Genomic DNA, 14,536 nt, shown 5'->3' with positions numbered 1-14,536 from the left:
CCAGTGCCTATGACGCTTGCCGCTCTGCGCCAGCTGCCGTTTTGCTAGCCCGCGCCGGATTTGCACGGAATGGCGAAGTCCACGTGGTAATGCTCGTCGTGGCGAACCCAGGGTTTGCCTTTCATGAAGTTCAGGTTCTGCTTCAGGTAGAGGCCGCGCGGCGTGGCGAACAGCCGGGGCAAAAACGGTGCGTCAAAGATGACCAGGGCAATGCCGACGCCGTGCGCCTTCGAGGCCAGGTGCAACTGGTACAGGTGCTCGGCGGTCGCGGGGAAGTCGATGACGTACTCGCCGTACCGGGCGTCGGCATTGAACTCAAGGTCATAGCCGAAGCGGTTGCCGATGCTGCTTGGTAGCGGCACGGACTTTCCCTGCGCGTCGCGGACCGGCACAAAGAAGTCCACGGACAGGCCGTTCTGATGCGTACGGTGCGGCCGGAAACGCCCGCCGGAAGGCCAGCCCGTTTCGCCATAGACATAGGTGGCCGATGGGCTGGTGGCGTGGAGCGCCGCGTAGGACGCGGTGATGACGTCCGCGACCTTGGCATGCACATGCGTGCGGCCTGCCGTGGCGGCCATCGCGCTGTACACCGAGAAGTTGGGGCCGCTGGTCGGCAGCTTGACGCTGCCTTCGATGCGGCCCTTGCTGACCGTGCCGAAGCATTGGCTGTCGGCGGCAAGGGCTCGGACGGACAGGGTCGCCAGCATTGCGGCGATCAGGCAAGTGAGCTTATGCATGGAAGATCGGTTACCAGGCCCCGCGACCATACGAAACAGCAAGCGCTCCAAGAGTAAGTGAGCCGGCCACAAGGCCTCCCAGCGCCAGCCACTCAGCGGTGTTGAAATCCTTGAACGGAGGATCGAATGGGTTCAGGGCCTGCCACCATTTCTTCCCGAGCCGCCTGCGGTTCAGATAGAGCAGTAAATTTCCGCCGCCGACCCAGAGCACCGCTATGAGCGAGAGCAGGATCAGTTGACCGGGTGGCATGCTTGCCAGGACATCCTCAGCCGTCGGGATCGCGGATGGCGGTGCTGAGGCTTCCGGTATGAGACCGGAAGCCTTGGCCAGGAGGAAGGTCAACAGCATAGGCGCCACAAAGAGCGCCATGTTCTTCCAATAGACCGACTGCGTCTGGGCTCGCACCATGCGGAACCATGCGATGGGCGCTATCACCAGGGTCGCCACGATTGCGACGCAAGCGAGAATTAGAAGAAGCAGTGGCATGGTGATCACGGTTTGCACTATAGCCGGGTGGGCGCTCCCCTATCATCTGCAAACCATGCGCCGCGCCGATCGCCTTTTCCATCTCGTCCAGCTGATTCGCGGCCGCCGCCTGAGCACCGCGGAATTCCTCGCCAAGCGGCTCGAGGTTTCCGAGCGCACGATTTACCGCGACGTGGCGGACCTGCAGCACCAGGGTGTGCCGATCGAGGGCGAGGCCGGAGTGGGTTACCGGCTGGGCGCGGGTTTTGATTTGCCGCCGCTGATGTTCACGCAAAAGGAAGCCAATGCGCTGGCCGCGTCGGTGCGCCTGGCGCAGGCCTGGCTGGACCCGGCCATGGCGGGTGATGCGGAGGCCGCCTGGGGCAAGATTTTTTCGGTGCTGCCGCCCGCGGCGCGCACGGCGGCCGAAGGCGTGCCGCTGTATGCGGTGGTGATCAATCCCGATGAGGCCACGCAGCGCCGCCTGCAGCTTTTGCGTGAGGCGATTCATGCGCACTGCAAGGTGGGCCTGCGCTACCTCGATGCGGCCGGGCGTGAAAGCCGGCGCGTGCTCTGGCCGCTGGGCTGTTTTTACTGGGGCAGCGTTTGGACGCTGGGCGCCTGGTGCGAAGCGCGGCAGGACTTCCGCAACTTTCGCGTGGACCGCATGGCCGCGATCGACGTGCTGGACGAGCGCATGGGCCATGAGGCCGGCCGTACGCTGGCGGATTATTTGCGCGCTGTCAAAGCCGGCCCCAAACCCCCTTGATGTGGGGCGCTGGCGGCTCAGGCCGCTAGCGCAGCCTCGATGTCCTTGGCCAGGTCTGCCGGCTTGTCGCTGGGCGCATAACGCCGTATGACTTTGCCGTCCTTGCCGACCAGGAACTTGGTGAAGTTCCATTTGATGGACTTGATGCCCATCAGGCCGGGCGCCTCGGCCGACAGCCACTGGTACAGCGGGTGGGCGGCGGGGCCATTGACGTCGATCTTGGACATCATGGGGAAACTCACGCCGTAGTTGACCTGGCAGAACTCGGCGATCTGGTCGTCGCTGCCGGGGTCTTGGGAGAGAAACTGGTTACTGGGAAAGCCCAGCACCGCCAGGCCTTTGCCTGCATATTGTTTGTACAGCTCTTCCAGACCCGCGAACTGCGGAGTAAAACCGCATTTGCTGGCCGTGTTGACGATCAGCATGACTTTGCCTTTGAAGGCGCCCAGTGCAACATCCTTGCCCGTGATGTCTTTGGCCTGGAAGTCGTAAACCGTTTTTTCTGCGCCCATGGTGTGTCTCCTTGTGAATCGCTATCGGAAAGCGTGAGGCTTGTTCCTTAGTGCGATTTTGCGTCATTCGAAGACGACGGTGCTGTCGCCGCCAGTACAGCAGCCAGCACGATCAGGCTGCCACCCAGCAGCACGCGAGGAGTCAGTTCGGCAGCGCCCATCGCAGCCGACGAGAGGCTCGCAAAGAGGATCTCGGTCAACATCACGATGGCGGTGGTGCCTGCCGCCAGCCGCGCCGCGCCGTACTGCAGGCCGGCGTTGCTGGCCATGAAGGCCAGCGCCAGCCCCAGCACCACCGGGACGCCGGCCAGCGCCAGCGCCGGTGCGGGCACCAGGGCCTGCGACATACCCATCAGCGCCGCTGCCGCCGCCATCAGGCCGCTGCCGCCAAACATGGCCAGCATGCGCGATTCGCTGGGGGTGTGGTTGTATTTGCGCAGCACGGCGTTGGTCACTGCAAAACTGAAGCCGCCCATGATGGCCAGCCAGTCGGCGCCACCTTGGGGTACGGGCCAGGGCGAGTCGGGCGATTTGAGCACGATCAGCACGCCCGTCATGGCCAGCAAGAGGCGCAGCAGCGAGGCGGCCGAGGGCTTTTCACCTAGCATGACCCAGGCCACCAGCACCGACCACGCGGGCATCAGGTAAAACAGCAGCACCACGCGCACCACATCGCCCACGGTCACGGCCCAGTTGAAGCCGACGTTGGTCAGGCCCGAAGCCGCCGCCAGGAACCACAGCTGCGGGTGGGCCACAAAGCCGCGCCAGGCGGCGGGGCGCAGGGTGAGCAGGCCGGTAACCACCACTGCATAGACGAGCGCCGTGGTCCACAGCGGGTGCAGGCCATGGCCCTGCAGCTCGCGCAGCGGCCACCAGGACACGCCCCAGACGAGGGCGTTCAGTGTGAGGGCGAGAACGGCTTTGGAGGTGCCCTTCGCAGCGGCACCGTGTGTCGCATCAGACTGCACAGTGTTAACAGTTCCTAGTGCGAGTTATCGCTGCGGGCGATGTTCAGCAGGTGGTCGACCTGCTCTTTGTGCTTGATGCAGTTGTTTTTGTGCCACCGCTGGATCACCCACATGAAGCCGGCCACCACCACACCAAAGGCGGTAATGGCACCAAAGGCCGACAGGCCCAAGCCGGTAGAGAGGCTGTAGAAAGCCCCCAGGCTCAGGATGCAGGCCTGTTCGTTGAAGTTCTGCACGGCGATCGAGCGGCCCGCGCCCATCAGGTTGTGGCCGCGGTGCTGCAGCAGCGCGTTCATGGGCACGACCAGGAAGCCGCCCAGGCCACCCAGCAGGATCAGGAAAGGCGCGGCCACCCAGACATTGCCGATGAAGTTCATCAAGATGACCAGAAGGCCCATGGCAATACCCAGCGGCATCACGCTGGTGGCCTGGTCCAGCCGCATGCGCATGGAGGCCAGTACGGCACCGACGGCGGTGCCGATGGCGACCACGCCGACCAGGGAAGAGGCTTGTGTCGTGCTGTAGCCCAGGGCGGCCGCGCTCCAGGCCAGCACGATGTAGCGCAAATTACCCGACACCCCCCAAAACAGGGTGGTGGTGGCCAGGGAAATCTGCCCAAGCTTGTCGCGCCACAAGGCTGAGTTGCAGTTCCAGAAATCGGGCAGCAGCTCAAGCTTGTTGCGCGGCATGGGCCGCATCTCCACGCCGGTGTCGGGGATACGGGTGTTGAACCAGGCCGCGATGATGTAGAGCAGGATCAGCACGGCAATCGCGGCTTCAGGGGCGGTGTCGATGCCGGTAGTAAAAATGGGAAAGTCAAACGAAAGCAATAGCGACGACACCGAATGACCCACCAGCTGGCCGCCCAGCAAAACACCCAGGATGATGGACGAAATCGTCAAGCCTTCAATCCAGCCGTTGGCCTTGACCAGCTGCGAAGCCGGCAGGAGTTCGGTGAGGATGCCGTATTTGGCGGGCGAATAAGCCGCCGCCCCGAGTCCGACGATGGCATAGGCCAGCAGCGGGTGGGAGCCAAACAGCATCATCAGGCAGCCGATCACCTTGATGGCGTTGCTGACGAACATGACGTTGCCCTTGGGGCGCGCATCGGCAAAAGCGCCTACAAAAGGCGCCAACACCACGTAAAAGAGCGCAAACATGGGCACCAGCGCCGCCGGCTGCCATTTGGGCGCGCCGCTGGTTTTCAGCAGCTCCACGGCGGCCACAAACAGCGCGTTATCAGCCAGCGAGCTGAAAAACTGGGCCGCCATGATGGTGTAGAAACCGCGCTTCATTAAACTGTTGTGGTCACTGCATCAATGCATCAGCGGATCTGATGCGGCAAGATATGGGTGAATGTCTCCAGACGATTCCGGTTTATAGCATGGGGGGCGGTGTCAGAATGCAAAAGACCTCATCCAGAGGCCTTTCGTCCCGACGGGCCCGCCAGCCTGCCACGCTCCCGGAAAACAATTTACTGCGCCATGCCACGTCCCATTCTTGCCACCATTCACACCGCCGGGCTTGCCCACAACCTTGCCCGCGCGCGCGCTGCCGCGCCCGATGCGCGGGTCTGGGCCGTCGTCAAGGCCAATGCCTATGGTCACGGCATCGAACGTGTTTTTGATGCGCTGCGCAGTGCCGACGGATTTGCGCTGCTGGACCTGGCTGAAGCGCAGCGCCTGCGCGCGCTGGACTGGCGCGGCCCCATCCTGTTGCTGGAAGGCTGCTTCGAGGCGCGGGATCTCGAGTTGTGCTCCCGCCTGGGCTTGTGGCATGCCATTCACTGCAACGAGCAGATCGACATGCTGGCTGCCCACAAGACGCAGCTGCCGCACCGTGTCTTCCTCAAGATGAATTCGGGCATGAATCGGCTGGGTTTCGCGCCCGAACGCTACCGTGCGGCGTGGACGCGCCTGAATGCATTGCCCCAGGTCGAAGAGATCACGCTGATGACGCATTTTTCCGATGCGGACGGCCCTAAAGGCATCGCCGCGGCGCTGAAGGCCTTTGACGCCGTCACGCACGACCTGCCGGGTGAACGCACTCTCAGCAACAGCGCCGCCACCTTGCGGCACGGCGATGTGCTGGCCGGGCGCTCCGACTGGGTGCGGCCCGGTATCCTGGTTTACGGCAGCGCGCCCGACTTCCCTGAGCACAGCGCGGCCGACTGGGATTTGCAGCCCACCATCACGCTGTCATCGAAAATCATCGGCATCCAGGAGCTCAAAGCCGGCGATACCGTGGGTTACGGCTCCTGTTTCACGGCCGACGGCCCGCTGCGCATCGGCGTGGTGGCCTGCGGTTACGCAGACGGCTACCCGCGCCACTGCAGCACAGGTACGCCGATGCTGGTGAATGGCGTGCGCACCCGCATGGTGGGGCGCGTCAGCATGGACATGATCACGGTGGACCTCACTCCCGTGCCCGGCGCGGGCATCGGCACCGAGGTGACGCTGTGGGGCCGCGCCTCCAGCGGCGCGGTGCTGCCGATCGACGAAGTGGCGCACGCCGGCGGCACCGTCGGTTATGAGCTCATGTGCGCGGTGGCACAGCGTGTGCCGGCGGTGGCGGACTGAATCCGCTGTGACTGCAAACTTGTTCAGGAAAAAAGAACCATGGAAACATCAGAACTTGAATATGCCGGCTTCTGGATACGCGTCTGGGCATCGCTGATTGATACCGTATTGTTCTGTGTGCTGATCTTCCCGCTACTGACGGTCATTTACGGCACCGCTTACTGGAACAGCACAAAGCTGGTTCAGGGACCGGCGGATTTCCTGATCTCATGGGTTATTCCGGCTGTAGTGGTCGTGGGCTTCTGGATCGTTCGGCAGGCGACACCCGGGAAAATGGCGATTGCTGCCCGCATCGTGGACGCCAGGACCGGCCTCAAGGCCACGCCAGGCCAGTTCGTCATCCGCTACATCGGTTACGTGCTGTCCACCATTCCCTTTTGCCTGGGTTTTTTCTGGGTGGCTTTCGACGCCCGCAAGCAGGGCTGGCACGACAAGCTCGCCGGCACGGTTGTCGTGCGCAACAAGGCCGGCACTACCCAGCCTGTCGCGTTCAACGACTGATACCCGCTCTCTCCGGCATCAACCCTGCCTGCCATCATCAAGAGGTGTCCATGCCAGTGGCTTCATCCATCACCGTTCGTCCCATAGCGCCGCAGGATTTCGAGGCCTGGTTGCCCCTTTGGCTGGGCTACAACAAGTTCTACGGCCGATCCGGTGAGACGGCGCTGGCTGACGACATCACCGCCATGACCTGGTCGCGCTTTTTTGATGCGTATGAGCCTGTCCACGCCCTGGTGGCGGAGTCTGACGGCGAACTTGTGGGCCTCACGCATTACCTGTATCACCGCAGCACTACCCGCATTGCGCCGGTCTGTTATTTGCAGGATCTGTTCACCGCCGAAGCCGTGCGCGGCCAAGGCGTTGGCAAGGCGCTGATTGAAGCCGTGTACGAGAAGGCCCAAGCCGCCGGTTCTACCCGCGTTTATTGGCAAACCCACAAAACCAACACCACGGCCATGAGGCTGTATGACCAGGTGGCGGAAAACTCCGGCTTTGTCGTATACGCCAAGGCGCTTTAGGCGCCGTCGAACCGCGGCTCACTGCGGCGTGATTTTGGCGCCTGTGAGTTTTTCCTGCGCCGTCACAAGGGCGGTGACAAATTTCTTGCCCTGGCCCAGCGCGCTGGCGGTGGCCAGGCTTTGGTGCACGGCCTCGCCCACGAGAGAAGGAACATTCACCATCTCGGCCAGGTGGGTGTAGTAGCGCAGGTCCTTGCGGGCGTTGTCCAGCTCAAACTTCAGGCCGTTGAAGTCACCGTTCAGTGTCTTGGCCATGGCCTGGAAGAGGCCCGAGTTCACCGCGCCGGCCGAAATCACTTCCACCAGCTTTTGCGGCTGAATACCCGCCAGCGCGCCCACGGCAAAGGCCTCGGCGGTAGCCGTGCAAATCGCCTGGCCGATGAAGTTGTTGAGCAGCTTGATGATGTGGCCGGCACTGGGGCCGCCCACGTGAAAAATGTTTTCGCAATAGGCCGCCAGCACCGGTTGAATTTTGTCGAACACGGCCTGCTCGGCGCCCACCATGGTGTTGAGCTTGCCGAGCTCGGCTTCGACTGGTGTGCGCGCCAGCGGTGCGTCTACCAGCGTCGCGCCACGTTCGGCGCAGAGGGCGGCCAGGCGGCGTGTGGATTCGGGTTCGCTGGTGGAGGTATCGATCACGATCAACCCTGCGCGCGCCTTTGACAGTACGCCATGGGCCCCGAGCAGGGTCTCCTCGACCTGCGGCGATCCCGTCACGCAAATGATCACCGCGTCGCACGCGCCCAGCTCGGCGGGGCTTGCGGCCTGCTTCGCGCCGGCGGCCAGCAGGTCGGCCACGCGTTCCGTATTGCGGTGCACGGTCAGGCTGACGTTGAATCCCTTGGCCTGCAGGTTGCGTGCAATACCGTGTCCCATGAGGCCCGATGCGCCGATAACGCCGATGTGTTTCATGCTGTCTCCTGAAAAGTGGTTGAGAAAAATCCGGAAAATCTTTGGGTCAATAAAGACCCTTGACGCGCGCCTGCAACCGGGCCAGCCCGAGCAAAGCGTCGGTATAGGGTGTGGGCACCGCCGTCAGTTGCCCCAGTTCGCGCACGGCCGTCACCAGTGCGTCCAGCTCGACCGGTTTGCCGGCTTCCACATCCTGCAGCATGGATGTCTTGAAGGCACCCAGCTTGCGCGTGACGACATGGCGCTCCGCAGGGGTCTGGTTGATCGGGATGCCGATGCGCGCGCCGATTTCCTTGGCCTCAAGCATCACGCTGTGGGTAAAACCGGTCACCAGTTCGTCGTCAAGAACAAGGTCCATGGTTGCACCGGTCAGCGCGCTGATTGGGTTGGCGGTCATGTTGCCCCAGAGCTTGAACCAGATGTCTTTCTGGATCTGCTCCGACACCGGCGCTTCAAAGCCGGCTTTTTCAAGCAGGGCCGCAAGCTGCTGCACCCGGGCGGTTTTCTCGCCGGAGGGCTCGCCGATGATGAGCTTGTTGCCGAAGTGGTGGTGCACCTGTCCGGGCTCATCCAGCGAGCAGCTGGCATGCACCACGCAGCCGACGATGTGCTTTGCCGGAATGGCCTGCGCCAGTTCGCCGCCGGGGTCCACTGAAGTCAACTGGGTGCCTTCAAGCGTCCCGCCGAAGCCTTGCAAGAACCACCAGGGCACGCCATTCATGGCGGTCAGGACCATCGTTTCCGGGCCAATCAGCGGCGCGATCCGGCGCACCACCTCGGGCAGAGAAGGCGCTTTGACGGCCAGCACCACCAGGTCCTGCACGCCGAGGTCGGCCGGCGCGGCGCTGGAGGACACAGCTTGCGACGTGATCTTGCCGCCCTGGTTCAGCCGCAGACCGTGCAGCTGCAGGGCATCGAGCGTGGCGCCGCGCGCCACCACGCTGACGCGGCAACCTGCGTGAGCGAGCCCGTGGCCTATCCAGCCGCCAATGGCGCCAGCGCCATAAATACATACCTTCATCGTTTCATGTCTCCATTTCCTAATCCCAAAAGCGAAAGGCCAGCAGGGGCCGCAGGCGCAGCGCCCCCCTCGGGGGGCAGCGCATTACACGCAGCCGAAGGCGAAGTGAAAAGCGTGGGGGCTCAACCCTCTGGTGTGAAACCCACCGCCTTGACCAGCGGGCCCCACAACTCGGTATCGGCCTTGAGCATGGCGGCCAGCTGTGCGGGCGAGGTCGGGGCCGCTTCCAGGTACGACACCGCGAGGCCGTCGATCACGTCCTGCGAGGCCAGCGCGGAGCGGATGCCGGCATTCAGCCGCTGCACCACATCCTGCGGCGCTTTGGCGGGCAGGAAGAAGCCGAACCATTCGGTGAACGCCATGTCCTTGAAGCCTTGCTCCAGCAGCGTCGGCGTGTTGGGGGTAAAGCGGCTGCGTTTGGGGCCGCTGGTCGACAGCAGGCGGCACTTGCCCGACGCGACATGCTGGGTGAACTCGCCGGTCGGCCCCGACACGGCGGCAATCTGGCCGCCCACCATGTCCAGCACGGCGGGCTGGGTGCCGCGAAAAGCCACGTGGCGCAAGTCCACGTTGCCGGCACGGCCCAGCAGCGCGCCGATGAAGTGCGGCGATGAGCCGGCGGCCGGTGAGCCGAAGTTGGCCTGGCCTGGGTTGGCCTTGCACCAGGCAAGAAAATCCGGCACGTTTTTGACGCTGGCCGGCACCATGGGGCCGACGGCGAAGCCGTAGTCGAAGATCGCGCCGGCAGATACCGGGGTCAGGTCGGCTACCGGGTCGTACGGTAGCTTCTTGTAGGTGTGCGGGTAGATGCCCAGCATGGACATGGGCGTCAGCAAAACGGTGGCGCCGTCGGGCGCGGCAGATTTGACGAACTGCACGGCGATTTGCCCGCCCGCGCCGGTCTTGTTCTCCACCACGGCGCTTTTGGCATAACCGGGGTGCAGCTTGTCGGCGACGCGCCGCGACACGATGTCGGCGGTGCCGCCGGGCGCAAAGCCGACGATGACTTTGGTGCTGTCAATGGCCTGGGCCCAGGCGCGCTGGCCGATGCTTGTGAGCAGTGCTGCAGCGCTGGATGACTGGATGAGCTGGCGGCGCGAAATGTTCATGGTGTGACCTCGTGGAATGGGTGGGGGCTGCTGTGGCGCCGCTGGCGGGCGCGAAAAAGCCATTGTTGTGCAAGATGCGATTTTGTGCAGGATCAGGCGGTATCCAGATGCGCGGCGAGGTTGTTGCGCTTGCCTTCATACACGGGGGCGCCTTCGTCGATTTGCAATGTCATGCCCACGGCGTGCTGCGCGAACACCCCATCCAGGTGTGCGCTGGCGCTGGCCAGCAGGGCGTCGCCGGCCCGCTTTTTCATGGCTTCGCTGCGGCCGGGGGTGATCAGGAGGTTCAGGTAGATAAAGGCGCGGTCGGGCTGGCCGTCCGCCACCGCAAAGTGCGGCGCCGGCCAGGCCATGACCCGCGTACCGGCCACCGGGAAAAGCGGCGCCACGCCGTCTTCGCCGCGCAGGGCCACCAGTGTGGCGGCCAGCGTGTGGCACATGGCGTTCATGTCGGTGAGGTTATCCAGGTTGGCGGTGTATTGAATGTTCAGGTGAGGCATGGCGGAGGTTGGTGGGGGTTGGCAGGTTGCGCGGATGAACAGGACCCGCCATCATTACCAAAACGCAAAGGCTGGTTATTTATACAGTAATATCGTGCATGGCCAAAGACAAAACGATTTACACCTGCACCGAATGCGGTGGCACCAGCCCCAAATGGCTGGGCAAATGCCCGCACTGCAACGCCTGGAACACGCTGATCGAGTCGGCCGCGGAAAACAGTGCGCCGGTCAAGAACCGCTACAGCAGCCAGTTCCAGTCACTGGCCAAGGCCTCCGACGTGACCGCCCTGGCCGACATCGAAGCCACCGACATGGAGCGCACGCCCACCGGGCACGAAGAGCTGGACCGCGTGCTGGGCGGCGGCATCGTCGAGGGCGGCGTGGTGCTGATTGGCGGCGACCCTGGCATCGGCAAGTCCACCTTGCTGCTGCAGGCGCTGGATTCGCTGCAACGCGCCGGGCTCAACACACTTTACGTGACCGGCGAGGAAAGCGGCGCGCAGGTCGCGCTGCGTTCACGCCGGCTGGGGCTGGACGGCTCGCAGGTCAAGGTGCTGGCGGAAATCCAGCTAGAAAAAATCCTCGCCACGCTGGAGGCCACGCAGCCGGCCATTGCCGTGATCGACTCCATCCAGACGGTGTATTCCGACCAGCTCACGTCGGCGCCGGGTTCGGTGGCGCAGGTGCGTGAATGCGCGGCGCACCTGACGCGTGCCGCCAAGTCCAGCGGCGTGTGCATCGTGCTGGTTGGCCATGTGACCAAAGAGGGCGCACTCGCCGGCCCGCGTGTGCTCGAGCACATGGTGGACACCGTGCTGTACTTTGAAGGCGACACGCATTCAAGCTTTCGCCTCGTGCGCGCCATCAAGAACCGTTTCGGTGCGGTCAACGAGATCGGTGTGTTCGCCATGACGGAAAAAGGCCTCAAGGGTGTGGCCAATCCGAGCGCGATCTTTTTGAGCCAGCACAGCGAGCCCGTGCCCGGCAGCTGCGTGCTGGTCACACTGGAAGGCACGCGCCCCATGCTGGTTGAAATCCAGGCGCTGGTCGACAACGGCGGGCCCAGCCCGCGGCGCCTTTCGGTGGGTCTGGACCGCGACCGCCTGGCCATGCTGCTGGCGGTGCTGCATCGCCATGCCGGTGTTGCCTGCATGGACCAGGACGTGTTCGTCAACGCCGTGGGCGGCGTGCGCATCAGCGAGCCGGCGGCCGACCTGGCCGTGATGCTGGCCATCACCTCCAGTTTGCGCGGTAAACCGTTGCCCAAGGGTTTCATTGCCTTTGGTGAGGTCGGGCTGGCCGGAGAAGTGCGCCCGGCCCCGCGCGGCCAGGAGCGCCTGAAGGAAGCGGCCAAGCTGGGCTTTAGCGTTGCCGTGGTGCCCAAGGCCAATGCGCCCAAGAAACCGATTGAAGGCCTCACCATCCACGCCGTCGAGCGCGTGGAAGAGGCCATGGAAGTGGTGCGCAGCCTGAGCTGAGGCATTGCACAATCAGGGCCATGAAACTCGCCGTCATCTCCGACATTCACGGTAACCTGCTGGCGCTTGAGGCCGTGCTGGCGGACATTGCCGGGCAGGGTGTTGACCAGACCGTGAACCTGGGCGACATCCTGAGCGGCCCGTTGCAACCCGCGGAAACGGCCGACCTGCTGATGGCCCGCAACTTCACCACCATTCGCGGCAACCACGAGCGGCAGGTGCTGGAATTGCTGGACCAGGGCCAGCATCTCGACCCACTCGGCACCGACGGCTATACCGCGGGCCAGCTGACGTCGGCGCAGGTGGCGTGGATCAGGTCGCTGCCCGCGCGCCTGGAGCTGGCGGGCGGTGACGTGCTGCTGTGCCACGGAACGCCCGGCAGCGATTTGATCTACTGGATGGAAACCACGGTGTCCGGTTTTCCTGACGCGCATCCGACGGGTATCCGGCCTGCCACTGCCGAAGAAGTTTTCCTGCGGCTTGGCGACGAGAGCCCCCAGACGCATTCGCTGGTCCTTTGCGGTCACACCCATGTGCCGCGCATGGTCCAGTGTGGCAACCTGCTTGTCGTCAATCCCGGCAGCGTCGGCCTGCAGGCCTATGACGACGACCATCCTCACCCGCATGTGGTGGAAAACGGTGCGCCGCACGCGCGCTACGCGCTCGTGGAAAAAACCGCCCAGGGCTGGCGGGCGGACCTCCGCGCAGTGCCCTATGACCACATGGCGGCATCCAAAGCGGCATTTAGCCGAGGCCGTCCTGACTGGGCGTATGCGCTGGCGACCGGTTGGGCACAACGCGGCAGTTAACAAGCGCTATTAAAAACATAGCTGCTGGCGCAATATCTGATTGGGTAGCAGCCGCTTTTGGCTTAAAAAGAGCTCTCCACGCTGTCTGGAGGCCGCTTTCGGCGGTTTTTTCATGCCGCTACGCACTCCCCGCAGCGTTGGCGTCCCCGGTGGCTGCGAAAATACGGCCATGAACTTCCAGAAAATCATTGTTCCCGTGGCCGGCATCGCCGGGGTCTTGCTGGCGTACCGCTTTTACGGCTGGGCCGGTGTAGCCGCCGCTGCCAGCGCCCTCGTGATGTGGGTGCTGCTGCATTTCACCCGCATGATGCAGGTTTTGAAGCGTGCAGCCAACCGGCCCATCGGTTATGTCGACAGCGCGGTCATGCTCAACGCCAAGCTCCGGCCCGGCATGACATTGCTACATGTGGTAGCGATGACGCGGGCGCTGGGCCTGCTGCAGTCGGCCAAGGACGAACAGCCCGAAATCTTCCGCTGGACAGACGGTTCCGAGTCGCATGTCACCTGCACCTTTGTGGGCGGCAAACTGTCGCACCATGAACTCTTCCGCCCCGTGCCCGCGGATTCGCCTGAGGCCGGGGGCACAGCGCCGCCCGCACCGTAAAATCAGACTTTCGGGTTTTGCCCGGCCTGGCACCGCATTCCCGGCTGCTGCTGCCGGCGGCGCGCCGATACAGCACAACCATTCCACGACATTCACCACAGGATCAGCACCATGTCCCCAGTTATTCCTTCCATGGCAGACCGCGACGGCAAAATCTGGATGGACGGCCAGATGGTCGACTGGCGCGACGCCAAGATCCACGTGCTGAGCCACACCCTGCATTACGGCTGCGGCGCGTTTGAAGGCGTGCGGGCCTACAACGCCCAGGGTGGCACGGCGATTTTCCGGCTCGAAGAGCACACCGAGCGCCTCTTCAACAGCGCCAAGATCTTGCGTATGAAGATTCCCTTTACCCAGGCCGAAGTCAACGAAGCCACGAAAGCCGTCGTGCGCGAGAACAAGCTGGAGTCCTGCTACATCCGCCCGCTGACCTGGATCGGCTCGCAAAAACTCGGCGTCAGCCCCAAGGGCAACCAGATTCACCTGATGGTCGCGGCCTGGGCCTGGGGCGCCTACCTTGGCGAAGAAGGCATGAAGCGCGGCATCCGTGTGAAGACCTCCAGCTACACCCGCCACCATGTCAACATCACCATGACGCAGGCCAAGGCGGTGAGCAACTACACCAACTCCATCCTCGCCAACATGGAAGCGCTGGATGACGGCTACGACGAAGCGCTGCTGCTCGACGCCTCAGGTTTTGTCAGCGAAGGCGCGGGTGAAAACATTTTTGTGATCAAGGGCGGCGTGGTCTACACGCCCGACCTGTCTGCAGGCGCGCTCAACGGCATCACACGCAACACCATCCTGCACATCTGCAAGGACCTGGGCCTGGAGCTCGTGCAAAAACGCATCACGCGCGACGAGGTGTATATCTCCGACGAGGCCTTCTTCACCGGCACGGCCGCCGAAGTCACGCCGATTCGCGAACTCGACCGCATTGAAATCGGCGCCGGCTCGCGCGGCCCCATCACCGAAAAAATCCAGAGCGCGTTCTTTGACATCGTCAACGGCCGCAATCCGAAATACGCCCACTGGTTGGCCAAAGTCTGAAGC

17 protein-coding genes are annotated in these 14,536 nt (G+C 63.6%); 8 read left to right on the top strand and 9 right to left on the bottom strand.

The window, feature by feature from the left end:
• Positions 1-44 precede the first annotated feature (44 nt).
• Together AC1DVV_RS20075 and AC1DVV_RS20070 are read right to left on the bottom strand one after the other, a co-directional pair.
• A complete protein-coding gene (locus tag AC1DVV_RS20075; RefSeq protein ID WP_477667565.1) occupies positions 45-737 on the bottom strand; it encodes a penicillin-insensitive murein endopeptidase in 693 nt (230 codons plus the stop codon).
• A gap of 10 nt (positions 738-747) precedes the next feature.
• Positions 748-1,224, bottom strand: a complete 477-nt coding sequence (locus tag AC1DVV_RS20070) for a hypothetical protein (RefSeq protein WP_477667564.1) — start codon at positions 1,222-1,224, stop codon at positions 748-750.
• 55 nt (positions 1,225-1,279) lie between these two features.
• Here AC1DVV_RS20070 and AC1DVV_RS20065 point away from each other — a divergent pair, with 55 nt between their 5' ends.
• Positions 1,280-1,972 carry a helix-turn-helix transcriptional regulator gene (locus tag AC1DVV_RS20065; protein WP_457281738.1) on the top strand — a complete coding sequence of 231 codons (693 nt, stop codon included), beginning with the start codon at positions 1,280-1,282 and terminating at the stop codon, positions 1,970-1,972.
• Between the two features lie 17 nt (positions 1,973-1,989).
• On the opposite strand, the gene AC1DVV_RS20060 is transcribed toward AC1DVV_RS20065, so the two are convergent.
• Genes AC1DVV_RS20060 through lplT form a run of 3 tightly spaced genes read right to left on the bottom strand, consistent with a single transcriptional unit; the run spans position 1,990 to position 4,747 of the window.
• Positions 1,990-2,484, bottom strand: a complete 495-nt coding sequence (locus AC1DVV_RS20060; RefSeq protein ID WP_457281737.1) for a glutathione peroxidase — start codon at positions 2,482-2,484, stop codon at positions 1,990-1,992.
• Between the two features lie 47 nt (positions 2,485-2,531).
• The gene (locus AC1DVV_RS20055) at positions 2,532-3,452 is read right to left on the bottom strand and encodes a DMT family transporter (protein WP_477667563.1); all 921 of its coding nucleotides are present in this window, start codon (positions 3,450-3,452) and stop codon (positions 2,532-2,534) included.
• Positions 3,453-3,466: 14 nt separating this feature from the next.
• Positions 3,467-4,747, bottom strand: coding sequence for a lysophospholipid transporter LplT (gene lplT, locus AC1DVV_RS20050; protein WP_457281735.1), 1,281 nt, complete (start codon positions 4,745-4,747; stop codon positions 3,467-3,469).
• A gap of 189 nt (positions 4,748-4,936) precedes the next feature.
• Here lplT and alr point away from each other — a divergent pair, with 189 nt between their 5' ends.
• The 3 genes from alr to AC1DVV_RS20035 are packed head-to-tail and all read left to right on the top strand — an operon-like array spanning position 4,937 to position 7,050.
• Positions 4,937-6,031, top strand: a complete 1,095-nt coding sequence (gene alr / locus AC1DVV_RS20045; RefSeq protein WP_457281734.1) for an alanine racemase — start codon at positions 4,937-4,939, stop codon at positions 6,029-6,031.
• Positions 6,032-6,070: 39 nt separating this feature from the next.
• Positions 6,071-6,532, top strand: a complete 462-nt coding sequence (locus tag AC1DVV_RS20040) for an RDD family protein (protein ID WP_457281733.1) — start codon at positions 6,071-6,073, stop codon at positions 6,530-6,532.
• A 50-nt stretch (positions 6,533-6,582) separates the two neighbouring features.
• Positions 6,583-7,050 (top strand): N-acetyltransferase family protein, encoded by a 468-nt coding sequence (locus tag AC1DVV_RS20035; RefSeq protein ID WP_477667562.1) that lies wholly within the window; start codon positions 6,583-6,585, stop codon positions 7,048-7,050.
• An 18-nt stretch (positions 7,051-7,068) separates the two neighbouring features.
• Here AC1DVV_RS20035 and AC1DVV_RS20030 read toward each other — a convergent pair whose 3' ends face one another.
• The 4 genes from AC1DVV_RS20030 to AC1DVV_RS20015 all read right to left on the bottom strand — a co-directional run bounded on the left by AC1DVV_RS20030 (position 7,069) and on the right by AC1DVV_RS20015 (position 10,592).
• Positions 7,069-7,962 (bottom strand): NAD(P)-dependent oxidoreductase, encoded by an 894-nt coding sequence (locus AC1DVV_RS20030; protein WP_457281731.1) that lies wholly within the window; start codon positions 7,960-7,962, stop codon positions 7,069-7,071.
• Positions 7,963-8,008: 46 nt separating this feature from the next.
• A complete protein-coding gene (locus AC1DVV_RS20025) occupies positions 8,009-8,983 on the bottom strand; it encodes a 2-dehydropantoate 2-reductase (RefSeq protein ID WP_457281730.1) in 975 nt (324 codons plus the stop codon).
• A gap of 122 nt (positions 8,984-9,105) precedes the next feature.
• Complete coding sequence (locus AC1DVV_RS20020) at positions 9,106-10,092, bottom strand: Bug family tripartite tricarboxylate transporter substrate binding protein (RefSeq protein ID WP_457281729.1); 987 nt, start codon at positions 10,090-10,092, stop codon at positions 9,106-9,108.
• 92 nt (positions 10,093-10,184) lie between these two features.
• Positions 10,185-10,592 (bottom strand): 5-carboxymethyl-2-hydroxymuconate isomerase, encoded by a 408-nt coding sequence (locus AC1DVV_RS20015; protein WP_457281728.1) that lies wholly within the window; start codon positions 10,590-10,592, stop codon positions 10,185-10,187.
• Between the two features lie 98 nt (positions 10,593-10,690).
• Between AC1DVV_RS20015 and radA the strand changes: the two genes are divergently transcribed.
• From radA to AC1DVV_RS19995, 4 genes are all read left to right on the top strand, one after another.
• A complete protein-coding gene (radA, locus tag AC1DVV_RS20010; RefSeq protein ID WP_457281727.1) occupies positions 10,691-12,070 on the top strand; it encodes a DNA repair protein RadA in 1,380 nt (459 codons plus the stop codon).
• Positions 12,071-12,090: 20 nt separating this feature from the next.
• A complete protein-coding gene (locus AC1DVV_RS20005; protein ID WP_477667560.1) occupies positions 12,091-12,879 on the top strand; it encodes a metallophosphoesterase family protein in 789 nt (262 codons plus the stop codon).
• Between the two features lie 169 nt (positions 12,880-13,048).
• Positions 13,049-13,483: a glycerate kinase gene (locus tag AC1DVV_RS20000; protein WP_477667559.1), complete on the top strand. Its 435-nt coding sequence runs from the start codon at positions 13,049-13,051 to the stop codon at positions 13,481-13,483.
• Between the two features lie 111 nt (positions 13,484-13,594).
• Complete coding sequence (locus AC1DVV_RS19995; RefSeq protein ID WP_477667558.1) at positions 13,595-14,533, top strand: branched-chain amino acid transaminase; 939 nt, start codon at positions 13,595-13,597, stop codon at positions 14,531-14,533.
• Positions 14,534-14,536 lie beyond the last annotated feature (3 nt).

This window comes from Polaromonas sp. P3_B4, from assembly GCF_056402835.1.
Note: the sequence above shows the minus strand (reverse complement) of the source record. Positions and strands in the feature narration are given on the sequence as shown.